We start from the raw sequence: 16202 nt of genomic DNA, 5'->3' as shown, positions 1-16202 counted from the left end.
TCTGAAACTCGGCCGATGAGAGAGGACAGCACTGATGCACGATATCCAGCAGACCATGCGGAATCGCTATCCGGGAAACACCTGGGCCGACGTCGCCAGCCGCGACGGGGCCCTGCCCGAGGTACTGGCACGGCAATCCAACCCCGAGCAGGATCTCCGCGATATCGGCTTTGAACGCTACACCGATCCCGACTTCTTCGATCTCGAGGTCGAGCGGATGTGGAAACGGGTCTGGCAGTTCGCCTGCCGCGTCGAGCACGTCGCCGAAGTCGGGGACTTCTTCGTCTACGACATCGGCCGCATGTCCGTGCTCGTCGTGCGCAACGACACCGGGCTCAAGGCCTTCTACAACTCTTGCCTGCACCGCGGCACCAAGCTCAAGGCCTCGGGTACGTGCGGCTGGTCGGCCAACATCACCTGTCCGTTCCACAACTGGCAGTGGAACCTCGACGGATCGCTCAAGGGGATTCCCTGCGACTTCGAGTTCCCGCAGGTCGATCATGCCAGGGCGAACCTGGTCGAAGTGCAGGTCGATAGCTGGAACGGCATGGTCTTCGTCAACTTCGACCGCCAGGCCGCACCGCTGGTCGACTATCTCGAAGTCCTCCCCGAGCATTTCCAGAACTGGGACTTGTCCGGCTGGTACGTCGCGACCCATGTACGCAAGCATCTTCCGGGCAACTGGAAGCTGTCGATGGAGGCCTTCATGGAGGCCTATCACACGCCCTACGTGCACCCCGAGATGACCAACGTCGTGGGCGACCACAACATGCAGCACGATATCTTCTCGGACCATGTGAGCCGCGACTTGTGCGCGATGGGCTCGCCCAGCCCCACTTCCAGGGTGACGATGAGCGAGCAGGAGATGCTCGATTCGATGCTGGTCGGCGACGGCCGGATGGTCGGCGAACGCGCCCAGGTGCCCGAGGGACGCACTGCCCGCTGGGTCATGGCCGAGCAGTTGCGACAGCGGATGCACGAGGCTTACGGGCTGGACTACGCGCGCCATTCGGTGCCCGAGATGATCGACTCGCTGAAGTATCATCTCTTCCCGAACCTGCTGGTCTACCCCGCGCCCGGGCTCTGCCTGGTCCAGCAGTTCCGCCCGGACGGCCATGACCGCGACAAGGCGATCTTCGACCAGTACGTCCTCCACCCCATCCCGCGCGACGGCGATTTCGAGGTCGCCGAAGTGGAGATCATCCGCGAGGACGACAGCTTCTCGAGCATCGCGAGCATGGACCCGTTCCTGGCCAGCGTGCTCGACCAGGATACCGACATCATGCGCTGGCAACGCGAAGGCATGTACGCCAGCGGCAAGGGCGCGGAAACGCTGTCGATCTACCAGGAAGCCCGTATCCGCCACTTGCACGACACGCTCGACAAGTATCTCGAGGGTCGGAAATGAGGCGGCATCTCCAGGGCGTCCACCACTTTTCGCTGTCCGTTCCCGACATCGACCTCGCCCGCAGGTTCTACGTCGACCTGCTGGGCGCCGAGGAAATCACGGCCACGCAATGGGAACCGGGCAATGCCTGGATCGACGCCATCGTCGGCCTGGAAGGTTCGGCGGCGAAGTCCTTCATGGCGCGGCTGAAGAACGTGCAGGTCGAGGTCTTCGAATATACCTCGCCCCTGTCGCCGCCGGTCGATCCACACCGTCCGGTCAACGTGAACGGCTATACCCACGTCGGCTTTCAGGTCGACGATATACAGGCGGTCTACGAGGCGATGCTCGAAGCCGGGCTGACCTTCCATACCGCACCTGACCTTTCGACGATCCACGTCGACGAGGACGGCCGCAAGACCGGATTCGCGGCGACCTATGGTCGCGACTACTTCGGCAACGTCTTCGAGATCATGGAAATCCACCAGGACGACAACATCCGGCCGATCTGACCGGCACGGACCAACGCAATCGGGAGAGCAGCATGGACCTTGAACTCAAGGGGAAGAAAGTGGTCGTAAGCGCGGCCACGCGGGGGATCGGCCGCCGGATCGTCGAGCAGTTCCTCGACGAAGGAGCGATCGTCTCCTTCTGCGGCCGGCGGGCGCGATCGGAAGAATCCAATCCGAGCGACGAGAGCGTCTTTGCCAATCCCCTCCATGGCGACGGGGTCGAGGAAGCCCTCGCGGCCCTCTCCTCGCGCGGCGAAGTCTACGGTTCCGTCGTCGATTGCGGCTATTACGAACAGGTCACGGCCTGGGTCGAGAAGGCCGCGCGCGACATGGACGGTATCGACATCGTCGTCTCCAATGCCAGCGCACTCGGCGGCATTCCACGCAATCGGACCGGCTGGGACATCAACTACAACGTCGACCTGATGTCCTCGGTGGCGATGTTCGATACCGCGCTGCCGCACATGATGCATGCAGGCGGCGGCGCCTTCGTCCAGATGTCGACGATCACCGCGATCGAGAACCACGCCTTCGGTGCCTCGGGCCTCAGCTACGGGGCGATGAAGGCGGCGCTCATCAACTACACGCACCAGTTGGCGATCGACTACATGAAGGACGGAATCCGCTGCAACTGCGTGTGCCCCGGGCCCGTCTACATCCCCGACGGAAGCTGGGGCTACCTCGAAAAGGAACTGCCCGAATACTACGCGGCGAACCTCGAACGGCATCCCGGCGGGCGTTTCGGCCGACCCGACGAGATCGCCAACGCGGTGCTGTTCCTCGCTTCGGCGCGGGCATCGTGGATCACCGGCGTCAACCTGACGGTCGACGGCGGCTTCACGCGCAACGTGAAGTACTGAGGCAAGGAAAGGCAAGGCCATGATCCACGACAATGCCGAAGCCGTGCTGGGCGAAGATCGCAGCGAGGGGCTGAGCTGGGCCGATATCCTGGCCCTGGACTCGCGCACACCGCCCGCGATCCTCACCGAGGAAAGCTACACCTTCCGCGGCTCCGACCCGATCCCGGCGGAGCGCTACACCAGCGAGGCCTTCGCGCAATTGGAGCGCGAGCGGATGTGGCCCTACGTGTGGCAGTTCGTCGCCCGCGAGGAGGACCTTCCCGAAGCCGGCGACTTCATCGTCTACGAGAACGCCGGGCGTTCCTACCTCGTCAGTCGCCAGGACGACGGCTCGATCCGGGCGATGCACAACGTCTGCCTCCACCGCGGGCGCAAGCTGCGCACCGACGAGGGCACCGCCGACAAGTTCGTCTGTCCCTTCCACGGTTTCGCCTGGAAGAAGGACGGCAGCTTCGAATCGATGCCCTGCCAGTGGGACTTCCCGCACCTCGTCGAACAGAACCTCGATCTGCCGGCGGCCGAAGTGGGCCGCTGGGCGGGCTACGTGTTCCTGCGCGAGGAACCCGGCGGGCCGAGCCTCGAGGAGTTCCTCGCCCCGCTGCCCGAGCACTTCAAGCGCTGGCGGCACGAGGAATGCGCCAGCGTCATGCGCGTCGCCAAGGAAGTGCCGGCCAACTGGAAAGTCGTGATGGAGGCCTTCATGGAGGCCTGGCACACGATCGTCACCCATCCCCAGTTGCTGCCTTTCACCGGCGATTGCAACGCTGCCTACCGGACCTGGGGCGACAACGTGAACGCCAACTTCACGCCCTTCGGAGTGATGAGCCCGCATATCCGGGAAAGCCAGGGCGAGCAGTGGATCGTCGACGAGTTCGTCAAGTACAACGGCCGTTCGGGCGACAACTACGAAGGCGAGGCTTCGGCCAACCCCATGGCGATCACCGTGCCCGAGGGGATGACCGCCCGTGCCGCCCTCGGAGCCGCGATGCGCGAGGCCTATGCCGCCAGTTCCGGCTACGACCATTCGCACGCGACCGACGCCGAACTGCTCGACGGGCTGGTCTACAACGTGTTCCCGAACTTCGCGCCCTGGGGCGGCTACATGCCCAACATCGTCTACAACTGGTTGCCCGGAAAGACGCCCGACACCTGCATCATGGAAGTGCGCATCCTGGCGCGCATTCCCAAGGGCCAGCCGATCCCGCGCGGCGCCCCGCTGAAGTTCCTGACGCTCGACCAGAAGTGGACCGAGGCGCCCGAGCTGGGCATCCTGGCGGACGTGTTCGAGCAGGACATGGACAACCTTCCTTACGTCCAGCAGGGCCTCCATGCCTCCAAGAACGGCAAGGTGAACCTGGGCAACTACCAGGAAATCCGCATCCGCCAGTTCCAGGATACCATGATGAAATACATCGAGGGGCGGACTTTCCCATGAACTCTGAAACCTGCGGCCTTGCCCTGGCGCTCGGGACTCACGCGCCATGACGCTGACCACGCGCATCACCGATCTGCTCGGCATCCGCCATCCCGTCATCCAAGGCGGCATGATGTGGGTAGGCCGGGCCGAGTTGGCCTCTGCCGTGTCGAATGCCGGGGGCCTCGGTATCCTGACCGGCCTTACCCAACCCACCCCGGACGCCCTGCGGCGCGAGATCGATCGCTGCCGCTCGATGACAGACCAGCCGTTCGGCGTGAACCTGACGATCCTGCCTTCGGTCAACCCGCCGCCCTTCGCCGAATACCGCAAGGCGATCATCGCCAGCGGGGTCCGCATCGTCGAGACGGCGGGAATGAACCCGCGCGAACATGTGGAGGATTTCAAGAGCCATGGCATCACCGTGCTGCACAAGTGCACCGCCGTGCGCCATGCCGTGGCGGCGGAACGGATCGGGGTCGATGCGGTTTCGGTCGACGGCTTCGAATGCGCCGGCCATCCCGGCGAAGACGACATACCCGGCCTCGTCCTGATCCCTGCGGTGGCCGACAAGGTGCGCATCCCGCTGATCGCATCGGGCGGCTTCGGGGACGGTCGCGGCCTCGCCGCCGCCCTGGCGCTGGGGGCCGATGCCATCTGCATGGGAACCCGGTTCTGCGCGACGGTGGAAGCGCCGATCCACGACCGGGTCAAGCAACTCCTGGTCGCCAACGACGAGCGGGCGACCAACCTCATATTCCGCAACTTGCGCAATACCGCCAGGGTCGCGCGCAACAGCGTCTCGGACCGGGTCGCGCAAATCTGCGCGGAGCCCGGCAGCACTTTCGAACAGGTCCGGCCCTTCGTGTCGGGAGCCAAGGGGCGCCTGGCTCTCGAAACCGGCGACCTCGATGCCGGGCTGGTCTGGGCCGGCCTCGTCCAGGGGCTCATCGCGGACGTGCCGACCTGCCGCGATCTGGTGCAACGCATCGTCGCGGATGCCGCAGCCATCATCGGCACCCGGTTGAGGTCCATGGCGGCGGCGTGACGATTGGTCCGGCGCTCGCCCAGCCCGGCGTTGCCAGCGCTCCGGGAGCTTCCCGATATCCACAACTTGGCCACCAGGTGTCCACAGCCCATCCACAGGCTGCCCACAAGGCTGTCAGTCCGACTGGCTGCGCAAGTAGGCGATGAGATCGGCGCGGTCGAGCGGGTCGGGCACGCCGGGAAACTGCATCGTCGTGCCCGGTACGACCCGCGCGGGATCGGCCAGCCAGGCATCCAGCCGGCGGGCGTCCCAGCGGCCGCCGGCGCCGCGCAAGGCCGCGGTATAGCCGTAGCGGGCGCTGTTCTGGCCGGGCGGCCGCCCGAAGATGCCGTACAGGTTCGGCCCGCCCCTGTCCTGGTAGCCTTTGCCGATCGTATGGCAGGCCGCGCACGTGCGGAACTTGCGCGCGCCCGCATCGGCGTCCGCGACTTTCTGCAAGGCCTCGACGCTGGGATCGGGCCCGGCGGCACGCAGCCGCTCGTCATGGCGGTCGTCGCCGCAGCCGGTCAGGGTGATCGCGACCAGAAGCGATGCATGAAGCGAAATGCGCACGTTTGGCCTCCTCTTCCCGCGCCCGGATACGCCAGAGCGGCAAAAGTGCCCATCGGACGGTTTGTCCCATCCGGCCGGGCCCCCGCTTCGGGACCCCGGCCGGCCGTTACGTCAGAACAACACGATCAGTCCGCGCGCAGGATCGATGAGGCCCTCGTAGATCATCTTGCCCGCGACGTAGAGGATAACCAGCAGGCCCACGTAGGCCAGCCAGCGGTAGCGCTCGATCACGCGCGCCAGGACGTTGGCGGCCAGGCCCATCAGCGCGACCGACAGGATCAGGCCGATGGCGAGGATGCCGGGATGGTCGCGCGCGGCCCCGGCAACGGCCAGCACGTTGTCGAGGCTCATGCTGACGTCGGCGACGGCCACGGCCCAGGCGGCGGCGGCGAAGCTGCGCGGGGCGGATTTCGCGATGGTCGGGTCGACCTCCCCGTCGCCGCCGCCGTCGCGCAATTCGCGCCACATCTTCCAAGCCACCCAGACCAGCAGCAACCCGCCCGCGAAGACCAGGCCGACGATCTGCAGCAACTGGCTCACCACCAGCGCGAAGGCGACGCGCAGCACCAGCGCGGCGATGACGCCGATCAGGATGACCTTGCGGCGCATCGCCGGCGGCAGCCCCGCCGCGAGCGCACCCACGACGATGGCGTTGTCGGCCGCCAGCATCACGTCGATCAGCACGACCTGCCCGAAGGCGGCCAGGGCGGCGGGAGAGCCGATGTTGGAGAAGTCGGCAACGATGTGCTGCCACAAGTCGGTCATGCTGGGTGTTCCTTGTTGGTCCATGCCGCTCGCGCGGCCGCGACGAGCAGGTCGCAGTAGCGCCAGCCCGTCGCGGCGGCGGCAATGGTGGAGAGGCTGTCCTCGTCCTCGCGGCCCGGACGGCCGGCGCCGGTGAGGTTGGGCTTGGCGTTGACGTCGAACAGGAAGAAGCGGCCTTGCGCATCCGCGCGGCAGTCGATGCGCATGATGCTGCGGATCTCGAGCAGCGCGGCCGCCGCCTCGCAGGCGACGATGGCGGCATTGACCGCCGGCGTGGCGCGCTCCTCTGGTGAGAGGGCGACGCTGTTGCGGGCGACCGGAACCTCGCCGTTGTAGGGCGCGACGTCGGCCACCTGGTCGAAGCGGCGCACCGGGGCGAGCGCGAAGGGTGCGGTCTCGCCCGCACGCGCGGCGGCGGGCAGGACGGTGATGGTGATCTCTTCGCCCGGCAGGAAGGTCTCGAGCATGATCGCCGCGCCGAAACGGCGGCTGGCGGCGAGAGCGCCCACTTGCGCCACGAGCTGATCGCCGTCGCGCGCCACGCTCACGCCCTGGCTGCCGCGCCCGCGCAAGGGCTTGACCACCAGCGGCAGGCGGTCGCCGAACGGCGCGAGCACGGCGTCGAGGTGCGGTGCATCACCGTCGATCAGCCACGATGGCGCGACCGGCAAGCCGGCGGCGAGCAGGCGGGCATTGGTCGCCAGCTTGTCGTCGATGGCCTGCATCGCGCGCGGGTCGGGGCCGACGATCCAGGCACGGCGGCTGGCCGCCTCGATCGGGTGGCCTGCAAAGACCACGGTATTGGCCCAGAGCAACGTCGCGCCCGCCTCGAGCGCGGCGGCGATGCCTTCGGAGGTGTCGGGCCAGACCCAGTCGAACACCCGCGCCGGGTCGGGCTCGGCGACCGGGGCCACCAGCGTGCAGCCGGCCGCGAGCAGCGCCGCGCCGATGTCGGCGCCGCTGTCCGAATAGCCGCCGGGCTTGGCCTCCTTGCGCGCACCGTCGATCAACGGCGGTTCGAGCGCCTGGTAGAGGATGGCGATCTTGTGCCGTCGGGGATCGGGCGCGGTCATCGTGGGCTCCATGCTGGGAATGCCTGTGTCACCCGACGAAGGGGAAAGCCAGCACCAGCATGCCCACGACCGTCATCACCAGGCAGCACAGCGCCGCCGGGACCAGCGCGAAACGCTGGTGATCGGCAAGGTCGACGCCGGCGATGCTGACCAGCAGGTAGGTCGACGGCACCAAGGGGCTGAGCAGGTGAACCGGCTGGCCCATGAGCGAGGCGCGCGCGATCGCCATCGGCTCGACGCCGTAGTGCGCGCCCGCCTCGGCGAGGATGGGCAGCATCCCGAAGTAGAACGCATCGTTCGAGATGAAGAAAGTGAACGGCAGGCTCAGCAGCGCGGTGATCGGCGCCATGTAGGGGCCGAGGAACGGCGGGATGAAGCCGACCACTTCCTTGCTCATCGCCTCGACCATGCCGGTGCCCGAGAGGATGCCGGTGAAGATGCCCGCCGCGAAGATCAGGCCGACCACCGCCAGCACGTTGCCGGCATGGGCGGCGATGCGCTCCTTCTGCGTCCTGGTGTCGGGGTAGTTGGCGATCATGGCGATGGCGAAGGCCAGCATCATCAGGATAGGCAGCGGCAGCACGCCCCATACCAGCAGCACCAGCAGCGCGATCACCAGCGCGGCGTTGAACCAGATCAGCTTGGGCCGGCGCGCCTCGGGCCATTGCGAGACGGCGAGGTCGGCGATCTCGAGCGTGGCGGGCAGGTCGACCTTGCCGATGCGGCGGCGCTCGGTGCGGCCGAAGTAGATCGCCAGGCCGATCAGGAACGCGAGCCCCGCGATCATGCCCGGGATCAATGGCACGAACAGCGTGGCGGGGTCGAGCTTGAGCGCACTGGCGGCGCGCGCGGTCGGACCGCCCCAGGGGGTCAGGTTCATCACCCCGCTGGTCACCATCAGCAGGCAGACCAGGTGCAGGCGGTTCATGTCGAAGCGCTTGTAGAGCGGCAGCATCGCCGCCATCGTGATGATGTAGGTGGTCGAGCCGTCGCCATCGAGGCTGACCAGCGCGCACAGCACCACCGAGCCGACCAGGATGCGCATCGGGTCGCCGTGCACCAGCCGGATCAGCTTGCCGACCAGCGGGTCGAACAGGCCGGTGTCGGTCATGGTGCTGAAGAACAGGATCGCGAACAGCAGCATGACGCCGGTGGGCGCGAGGTTCTTGAGGCCGTCGATCATCATCTCGCCCAGCCCCGAATGGAACCCGGCGAGAAGCGCGAACAGCGTGGGGACGGTAATCAGCGCGACCAGCGGCGTCATCCGCTTGGTCATGATGAGCGTCATGAATGTGGCCACCATCAGGAAGCCGATCAGGGCAAGGTCCATGTCCGTCCTTCGGTATCTATCGGAGTGTCATCAGGCGGCGATCAGAACGTCACGCCGACGCGCGCGCTCAGCGTCTCGCCATCGTCCTTGCCGGTGTAGGCGCCGGCGGTGTTCTGCGTGTTCCAGTGGATCGCGTTGACCTGGAACCGGGTGAAGCTGTTGAGATACCAGTTCACCCCCAGCGTCGCCGCCCAGCCGTCGGCGGGCGTGACGATGTCGTCGAAGGCGAGATTCTCGTAGCGCGCCGTGATCTCGATGGCACCGGGGCCGCCTTCGAAGATCGGGCGCTTGACCTTGGGCTGGCCGAAGCTGCCGAGGCGCGGGTTGTAGGGCGGCAGGTCGCCGGTGACGAACCAGCCGCCACTCAGGCTCCAGGCCTTGGTCACGAAATCGGGCCGGCCGTTGTCGAGCCGCGCATGGCGCTGGCCGGCTTCGGCCATGACCCAGATCGGCCCCGCATAACCGCCCAGTTCCGCGCCGTAGCCGGTGGTGCCGGTGCCGCCGATCAGGGTGCCGGTAGACAGGCGCAGCGCACCGTTGAAGCGGCCGCCGATCACGGTGTTGCGGGTCAGCACGTTCTTGCCGGGCTGGAGGTGCTCGTCGAAGCCCCAAAGCCCCAGATGCAGCACGCCCCGGTCGGTCTTGATCGGGTTCCAGTGCGCGCGGCCCAGAACGGTGCGGTTGTCCGAGGTCGACTGGTCGCCGTCGATGCGGTCGCCGGTCAGCGTCAGCGAGGCGTGGCCGGTCTTCCAGAACAGGCGCGGCATGACGCCCAGGCCATAGAAGGCGCGCTGCGGGATTATCGCGGTGGCGACCACGGTGCGTTCGAGGAACGGCGTCGAATCCGAGCCGGTCGAGCCTTCGAACCCCCGGTCGTTGAACAAGTGGCCGACGCGCACGTCGTAGTCGAGCCCGGGCGAAATGCGGTTGCGCCAGCCCATGAAGGCGGTGACGACGTCGACCTCGTTCTCGGAGAAGTCGCTCTCGAACTGGTAGAAGAAGTGGGTGCCCACGGTGCCTTCGAGGCCCATGCGCAGCGCGCGCATGCCGGTGGTGGTCAGATTGCGCCCTTCGCTCTTGGAGCCCATCGAAGTGCTCACGTCGGTGATGATGCGCCCGCGCGGCTTGAAGCTGAACATGCCGTCGGCCGAGTGGAACACCGGCAGGCCCTGCCCCCATTCGGTGCTGCCGCCCGCCGCCGCGACCGCCGCGGCGCGGATGCGCTCGACGTCGCGCTCGGCGGGGCCGGGAGGCAGGAGCTGCGCGGCGTAGGGCTGCGTGGTGATCTCGACGGGCGGCGCGGCCTTCGCCGGCTCGGCGGCGGCGAGCACCGGCGCCGGCTGCTGCTGTTGCGGGGCGGCGGCGGATGCGGTGCGCTCGGCTTCCAGCCGGTCGACGCGCTGGCGCAGCGAGGCGATCTCGGCGGCCTGTGCGCGCACGAGGTCGGCAAGGTCGTCGCGGCTCGGCGCCTGCGCCAGCGCGGGGGTCGCCGCAACCAGCGCCAGCAGCGCCGCTCCGGTCGAAAACGTTCGTGTCATGGTCGTGGTTGTCCGTTGCCGAGGATCGCGTTCCAGTCGCGCAGGAAGCGCGCGCGGGTCAGGCGATCGAGGTTGACGAGAAGCTGCGGGCCGACGCGCACGACGCGCGCCTGGCCCGGGGGAAGTCGCCGCGAGGGCACGTCGGAGCGCACCGGCCAGAGGCTGTGGCGGGCGAGCTGGCCCTGCCCCTCGCGCGATAGCAGGAAATCGAGGAACAGCCGCGCCGCCGCCGGATGGCGCGCCTCGCGGGCGATGAAGGCGATGCGCGAGGTCACCAGCGTATAGTCGCGCGGGAACACCACGCCGAGGTCGGGGTGCCGCCGGGCCTGTTCCAGGGCGTAGGAGCCGATCACGTTGTAGGCGATCGCCAGTTTGCCCGAGGCGACGCCGGCCAGCATCGGCCCGGTGGTCGTCTCCAGCACCGGGCGGGTCCGGGCGATCGCTTCCATCAGGCTGCGCGTGTCGCGCGTGGTCTGGAAGTCCTGCGAGAGATAGAGATAGCCGGTGTTCGAGCGCGCCGGATCGAACGTCGCGACTTTTCCGGTGTACGCGGCGCGGCGGGTGCGCAGCAGGGTTTCGAGGTCCTGGTGGCTTTGCGGCACCTGGCCTGCGGGCACCAGCCTGCGGTTGTAGACGATGCCGATCGGCTCGGCGGTGACGCCAAAGCCCATGTTCTTCCACACCGCCGTTTCGGGCAGCGCGGGCTTTTCTGGGCTCGCGTACTGCTGCGCGTAGCCGTCGTTGATGAGCTTGACCTGCTGGTCCATCGCCGAGGACCAGACGATGTCCGCCGAATACTGCCGCGCGCGTGTCTCGCGCACGAAGCGGGCGTACATCTCGGTCGATCCGAGGTCGGCGTAGAACACCTGGATGCCGGGATAGCGGCGCTTGAACGCCTCGACCACCGGCACCAGTTCGGCGCGGTCGGCATTGGCGTAGATGCGCACGCGGCCTTCGGCGCGGGCATCGGCGATGGTCGCATCGTAGGAGCGCGGGTAGCCCGCGGGCCGCTGAGGCGCCGCGCCCTGCGGCTTCTGGGCAAGCGCCGGCGCCGCCAGGAGCACCGTGAGAGCCAGAAGGGAAGTGGGGATGCGCATTTCGGGTTCCTCTCGCTTTCCGGATCGAATGTCGGATAAGCAGTGCGCATGGCCTACGAGCGCAACCTGTCATTCACCTTTCACGGAAAAGCGGCGTGAGAATCCTGATCGTCGAGGATGACGCGGCCCTCGCGCGCGGGGTGATCGCCCTGCTGCGCACCGCCGGCCACGCGGTCGACCACGTCGGCTGCGGCGAGGAGGCGCTGTCGATCCTGGGGAGCGAGCCCTACTCGCTGGTGATCCTCGACGTCGGCCTGCCCGATATCGACGGCTTCGAGGTCCTCGCCCGCCTGCGTGCCCGCGGCGACCAGGCGCAAGTCCTCATGCTCACCGCCCGCGACGGCCTCGACGACCGCGTGCGCGGGCTGGACCTGGGCGCCGACGACTACTTGCGCAAGCCCTTCGAGGTCGAGGAACTGGAGGCCCGCGTACGCGCGCTCGGCCGCCGGCGCGGCGGCGATGCCGCGCCCGAAGTGCGCATCGGGGCGATGACCATCAACCGCTCGACCGGCCGCGTCGAGGTTTCCGGCCGCCCGGTCGAGCTGCGCCGCCGCGAATGGTCGGTGCTCGAGGCGCTTGCCGCGCGCGCCGGCCAGATCGTCGCGCGCGAGACGTTGCAGGCCGAAGTCTTCGGCTTCGACGACCCGGTCGGCTCCAACGCGCTGGAGGTCAACGTCACCCGCCTGCGCTCCAAGCTGGCGCCCGACGGCCCGGCGATCCGCACCGTGCGCGGGGTCGGATACATGCTCGACCGCCAGTGACGACGAACCCACCCGCGCCGAAAAGCGCCGTTTCGCTGCGCCAGCGGCTGCTCGCGGCGATGATGGGGCCATTGGTGATCCCCGCCCTCGCGCTCGGGCTGATCGGCTGGGTGCTGATCTCCGACGTCGTGCGCCGCACCAACGACCGCGTGCTTGGCGGCGCGCTGGGCGCCATCGCCGAGACCGTGCAGGTGGAGCGCGGCGAAGTCACGCTCGACCTGCCGCCCGCCGCCTTCGGCATGCTCGAGAACGCCGAGCGCGACAACGTCTACTACCGCATCGCCGTGGGCGACCAGTTGCTGACCGGCTATGCCGACCTGCCCGCGCCCGACGTGCGCGCGCTGTCGAGCGAACAGCCGCGCTTCCGCTTCGCCTCCTATCGCGGGCAACGCATCCGCATCGCCGAGATCCGCCGCGACCTGCCCCGGATAAGCGCCCCGGTCGTCGTGCAGGTCGCCGAAACGCTCGACAACCGCCGATCGCTCGAACGCGGGCTGATGACCGCGCTGCTCATCGGCGAATTCGTGCTGGTCGGCATCGTCCTGCTGCTGATCCGCCCGGCGCTGGGCTGGAGCCTGCGCCCGCTGGCCGAATTGCGCACCGTGATCGAGGCGCGCGACACCCGCGCGGCACCCGACCTTTCGCCGCTTCAGGCCGGCCCCCTGCCCGCCGAGCTGCAGCCGCTGGCACGCTCGTTCGACGCCCTGCTCGCCCGGCTCGACGATGCCACGAGCGGCATGCGTCGCTTCACCGCCGATGCCTCGCACCAGATGCGCACGCCGCTGTCGGTGCTCAAGGTACAGGTGGCGCTGGCCCGGCGCGGGTCGGACCCCGCGCTCCGCGCCGAAGCGCTGCACGAGATCGAGGAGGCGACCGACCGCCTCGAACGCCTGCTGACGCAGCTCCTCGCCCTCGCCCGCGCCGACGAGGCGGGCCAGCAGCCTCCCTTGGAGCGCATCGACTTGCGCGAAGTGAGCCGTGCGGTGATCTCGCGCCGTATCCGCCAGGCCATCGAGGCGGACGTCGAACTGCGCCTCGACTGCGAGGAGGACGGACCCGTATGCATCGACGGCCACCGCACGCTTTTGTTCGAGATGCTGTCGAACCTCGTCGACAACGCCATCCGCTACAACCGGCGCGGCGGCACGGCGACGATCACGCTCGAGGCCGGAGCGGATTTCGTGCGCCTGGGCGTCGGCGATACCGGGCCTGGCATCCCGGCGGCACTGCGCGACCATGCGCTGGAACGCTTCGCCCGGCTGCAGGGCGAACGGGGCCCTGTGGGCAGCGGCCTCGGCCTCGCGATCGTCAAGGCGGTCGCCGAGCGCCTCGGCGCACGGCTGGACCTGGAAGATGCGGCGCCGGGCCTGCGCGTGACCGTGACGTTCGCGGCGCCGCTGCAACTCCCCTGACCGCCGGGGACCGTCCCGCTTACTTCGGGGGCATCCGGATCGCGCCGTCGAGGCGGATGCACTGGCCGTTGAAGTATGTGTTGCGCACCAGTTCCAGCACGAACGAGCCGAACTCCTCCGGCTTGCCGAGGCGGCGGGGGAAGGGAACCGCCTTGCCGAGGTTCTCGTAGACTTCGGGCGCGTGCTCCTTGACGCGCAGCATCGGAGGAGTGGCGAAAGTGCCCGGCATGATCGCATTGACGCGGATGCCCAGGTCCATGAGGTCGCGCGCCATCGGCAGAACCATCGCGTTCACGGCGCCCTTGCCGCCGCCATAGGCGACCTGGCCGACCTGGCCGTCCTGCGCGGCGGCCGACGAGGTCAGGATGATCGTCCCGCGCTCACCGTCGTCACCCAGCGGATCGGCATTGGCCATGCCCAGAGCGGCAATCGACGCGACGCGGTAGGACGCGGTGAAGATGCCCTCGGCCGACTTGGCGATCTGCTCGGTGGCGGTGCGCTTGTAGGCGCCGGTCTTCTTGTCGAACGAGACGGTCTTGCCGCCGCCCGCGACGACGGCGCAATGGACGACGATGCGCTCCTGACCGTGCGCGGCGCGAGCCTTGGCGAAGCCGGCCTCGACGCTGTCCTCGTCGGTGATGTCCACCTTGCAGAACACGCCGCCGACTTCGGCCGCGAAAGCCTCGCCTGCTTCCTCGCTGATGTCGAAGATGGCGACCTTGACGCCCGCGTCGGCCAAAGCCTGGACACTGGCCCGCCCGAGGCCCGAAGCGCCCCCGGTGACCACGGCGGCAAGGGTGCTGTCGATCTTCATTGGCTGTCGTCTCCCCGAATCATGTCGGGGTCTGGCTAGCGCAGAGGCCGGAGGGATGTCGAAACGACGATGCTGACCTGCTGCAAGTATCGCTCCGGCGGACCGGCCGCGCCGGTCCTCGCGGCGATCGGAGGGGCCCGGCGATCCCGCCATCGAAGGAAACGAAAAAGGCGCGGGAAGCATGCCTCCCGCGCCCCTCGGACTTTCGAAATCCAGCGTTACGCCGCCTGCTTCTGCCGCTCGGTGGCTTCGAGATTGAGCAGGTCCGCCATCTCGAAGGCCAGCTCGATCGACTGCGCGCCGTTGAGGCGCGGGTCGCAGTGGGTGTGGTAGCGGTCCTTGAGCGCCTCGTCGGTGATGGCGATGGCGCCGCCGGTGCATTCGGTCACGTCCTGGCCGGTCATCTCGATGTGGATGCCGCCCGCATGCGTGCCTTCGGCGCGGTGGACCGCGAAGAAGCCGCGCACTTCGGACAGGATGCGCTCGAACGGACGGGTCTTGAAGCCGCTCTCCGCCTTGATGACGTTGCCGTGCATCGGATCGCACGACCACACCACCGGATGGCCCTCGCGCTTCACCGCGCGCACCAGCTTGGGCAGGCCGGCTTCGACCTTGTCGTGCCCGTAGCGGCTGATGAGCGTCATGCGGCCGGGCTCGCGGCCGGGGTTCAGCGTGTCGAGCATGCGCAGCAGCGCGTCCGGCTCCAGGCTGGGTCCGCACTTCATGCCGATCGGATTGCCGACGCCGCGCAGGAACTCGACGTGGGCCGAGCCCTCGAAGCGGGTGCGGTCGCCGATCCAAAGCATGTGGGCCGAGCAGTCGTACCAGTCGCCGGTCAGCGAATCGCGGCGCGTCAGGGCCTGTTCGTAAGGCAGCAGCAGCGCTTCGTGGCTGGTGTAGAAGTCGGTGCCCTGGAGCTGCGGCACGGTCGTCGGATCGACGCCGCAGGCGGCCATGAAATCGAGCGCCTCGCTGATGCGGTCGGCCATCTGGGCGAACTTCTCGCCCCAGGGGCTGCGGCCGATGTGCTCCATCGTCCACTGGTGCACCTGGCGCAGGTTCGCATAGCCGCCGTGCGCGAAAGCGCGCAGCAGGTTGAGCGTCGACGACGACTGGCCATAGGCGCGCAGCATCCGCTCCGGATCGTTGCGGCGCGCCTCGGCGGTGCCCTCGATGCCGTTGATGATGTCGCCGAAGTAGCTGGGCATCTCGACGCCGCCGACGGTCTCGGTGGGAGCCGAGCGCGGCTTGGCGAACTGGCCCGCCATGCGACCCAGCTTCACCACCGGCTGCTTGCTGGCGAAGGTCAGCACCACGGCCATCTGCAGGATGACGCGGAAGCTGTCGCGGATGTTGTCGGCGCTGAACTCGGCGAAGCTCTCGGCACAGTCGCCGCCCTGGAGCAGGAAGCCCCGGCCTGCGGCCACTTCGGCGAGGTCGGCCTTGAGGGCACGCGCTTCGCCGGCAAAGACCAGCGGCGGGTACTTCGCAAGCGTGGTCTCGACCTCGCCCAGCTTCGCCTCGTCGCCATAGACCGGCAGATGGCGCGCCTCGTGCGCTTTCCAGCTTTCCGGTGTCCAGTTGCTCGCCACTGTCTTCACTCCCGATGTCCGCGGCACCATGCCGGGACGCCGCCTTG

General features: G+C 68.2%; 15 protein-coding genes. 7 read left to right on the top strand and 8 right to left on the bottom strand.

Features of this window, described 5'->3' with window-relative positions; translation table 11 throughout:
* Window positions 1–34: 34 nt before the first annotated feature.
* From ACFFDA_RS28805 to ACFFDA_RS28785, 5 genes are read left to right on the top strand one after another with little or no spacing between them, the layout of a single operon-like run.
* Entirely contained in the window at window positions 35–1408 is a 1374-nt protein-coding gene (locus ACFFDA_RS28805) for an aromatic ring-hydroxylating dioxygenase subunit alpha (RefSeq protein ID WP_404480661.1), read from the top strand.
* Window positions 1405–1899: a VOC family protein gene (locus ACFFDA_RS28800; protein WP_404480660.1), complete on the top strand. Its 495-nt coding sequence runs from the start codon at window positions 1405–1407 to the stop codon at window positions 1897–1899. The genes ACFFDA_RS28805 and ACFFDA_RS28800 overlap by 4 nt, the downstream gene beginning before the upstream one ends.
* Window positions 1900–1931: 32 nt before the next feature.
* A complete protein-coding gene (locus ACFFDA_RS28795) occupies window positions 1932–2759 on the top strand; it encodes an SDR family NAD(P)-dependent oxidoreductase (RefSeq protein WP_404480659.1) in 828 nt (275 codons plus the stop codon).
* A gap of 19 nt (window positions 2760–2778) precedes the next feature.
* Entirely contained in the window at window positions 2779–4194 is a 1416-nt protein-coding gene (locus tag ACFFDA_RS28790; RefSeq protein ID WP_404480658.1) for an SRPBCC family protein, read from the top strand.
* 46 nt (window positions 4195–4240) lie between these two features.
* Window positions 4241–5221 (top strand): NAD(P)H-dependent flavin oxidoreductase, encoded by a 981-nt coding sequence (locus tag ACFFDA_RS28785; RefSeq protein ID WP_404480657.1) that lies wholly within the window; start codon window positions 4241–4243, stop codon window positions 5219–5221.
* Between the two features lie 114 nt (window positions 5222–5335).
* Here the strand turns inward: ACFFDA_RS28785 and ACFFDA_RS28780 are convergent, their stop codons facing one another.
* The 6 genes from ACFFDA_RS28780 to ACFFDA_RS28755 form a co-directional block, all read right to left on the bottom strand.
* On the bottom strand, window positions 5336–5773 hold the full coding sequence (locus ACFFDA_RS28780; RefSeq protein ID WP_404480656.1) for a c-type cytochrome: 438 nt from the start codon (window positions 5771–5773) through the stop codon (window positions 5336–5338).
* Between the two features lie 111 nt (window positions 5774–5884).
* Window positions 5885–6538 carry a YjbE family putative metal transport protein gene (locus tag ACFFDA_RS28775; RefSeq protein ID WP_404480655.1) on the bottom strand — a complete coding sequence of 218 codons (654 nt, stop codon included), beginning with the start codon at window positions 6536–6538 and terminating at the stop codon, window positions 5885–5887.
* Complete coding sequence (locus ACFFDA_RS28770; RefSeq protein WP_404480654.1) at window positions 6535–7611, bottom strand: biotin carboxylase; 1077 nt, start codon at window positions 7609–7611, stop codon at window positions 6535–6537. Before ACFFDA_RS28770 ends, ACFFDA_RS28775 begins: the two co-directional genes overlap by 4 nt.
* A 28-nt stretch (window positions 7612–7639) precedes the next feature.
* Window positions 7640–8941 (bottom strand): CitMHS family transporter, encoded by a 1302-nt coding sequence (locus ACFFDA_RS28765; RefSeq protein WP_404480653.1) that lies wholly within the window; start codon window positions 8939–8941, stop codon window positions 7640–7642.
* A gap of 41 nt (window positions 8942–8982) precedes the next feature.
* A complete protein-coding gene (locus ACFFDA_RS28760; protein ID WP_404480652.1) occupies window positions 8983–10479 on the bottom strand; it encodes an OprO/OprP family phosphate-selective porin in 1497 nt (498 codons plus the stop codon).
* The gene (locus ACFFDA_RS28755; RefSeq protein WP_404480651.1) at window positions 10476–11576 is read right to left on the bottom strand and encodes an ABC transporter substrate-binding protein; all 1101 of its coding nucleotides are present in this window, start codon (window positions 11574–11576) and stop codon (window positions 10476–10478) included. The genes ACFFDA_RS28760 and ACFFDA_RS28755 overlap by 4 nt, the downstream gene beginning before the upstream one ends.
* Before the next feature lie 95 nt (window positions 11577–11671).
* Here ACFFDA_RS28755 and ACFFDA_RS28750 point away from each other — a divergent pair, with 95 nt between their 5' ends.
* Window positions 11672–12337: a response regulator gene (locus tag ACFFDA_RS28750; protein WP_404480650.1), complete on the top strand. Its 666-nt coding sequence runs from the start codon at window positions 11672–11674 to the stop codon at window positions 12335–12337.
* 59 nt (window positions 12338–12396) lie between these two features.
* Window positions 12397–13749, top strand: a complete 1353-nt coding sequence (locus ACFFDA_RS28745) for a sensor histidine kinase (protein WP_404482905.1) — start codon at window positions 12397–12399, stop codon at window positions 13747–13749.
* 19 nt (window positions 13750–13768) lie between these two features.
* Here ACFFDA_RS28745 and ACFFDA_RS28740 read toward each other — a convergent pair whose 3' ends face one another.
* Both ACFFDA_RS28740 and ACFFDA_RS28735 read right to left on the bottom strand, forming a co-directional pair.
* Window positions 13769–14563, bottom strand: a complete 795-nt coding sequence (locus ACFFDA_RS28740; protein ID WP_404480649.1) for an SDR family oxidoreductase — start codon at window positions 14561–14563, stop codon at window positions 13769–13771.
* A gap of 218 nt (window positions 14564–14781) precedes the next feature.
* The gene (locus ACFFDA_RS28735) at window positions 14782–16155 is read right to left on the bottom strand and encodes a class II 3-deoxy-7-phosphoheptulonate synthase (protein ID WP_404482904.1); all 1374 of its coding nucleotides are present in this window, start codon (window positions 16153–16155) and stop codon (window positions 14782–14784) included.
* Between the last annotated feature and the right edge of the window lie 47 nt (window positions 16156–16202).

It is taken from the genome of Novosphingobium sp. BL-52-GroH (assembly GCF_044813085.1).
Lineage (GTDB): Bacteria > Pseudomonadota > Alphaproteobacteria > Sphingomonadales > Sphingomonadaceae > Novosphingobium.
Note: the sequence above shows the minus strand (reverse complement) of the source record. Positions and strands in the feature narration are given on the sequence as shown.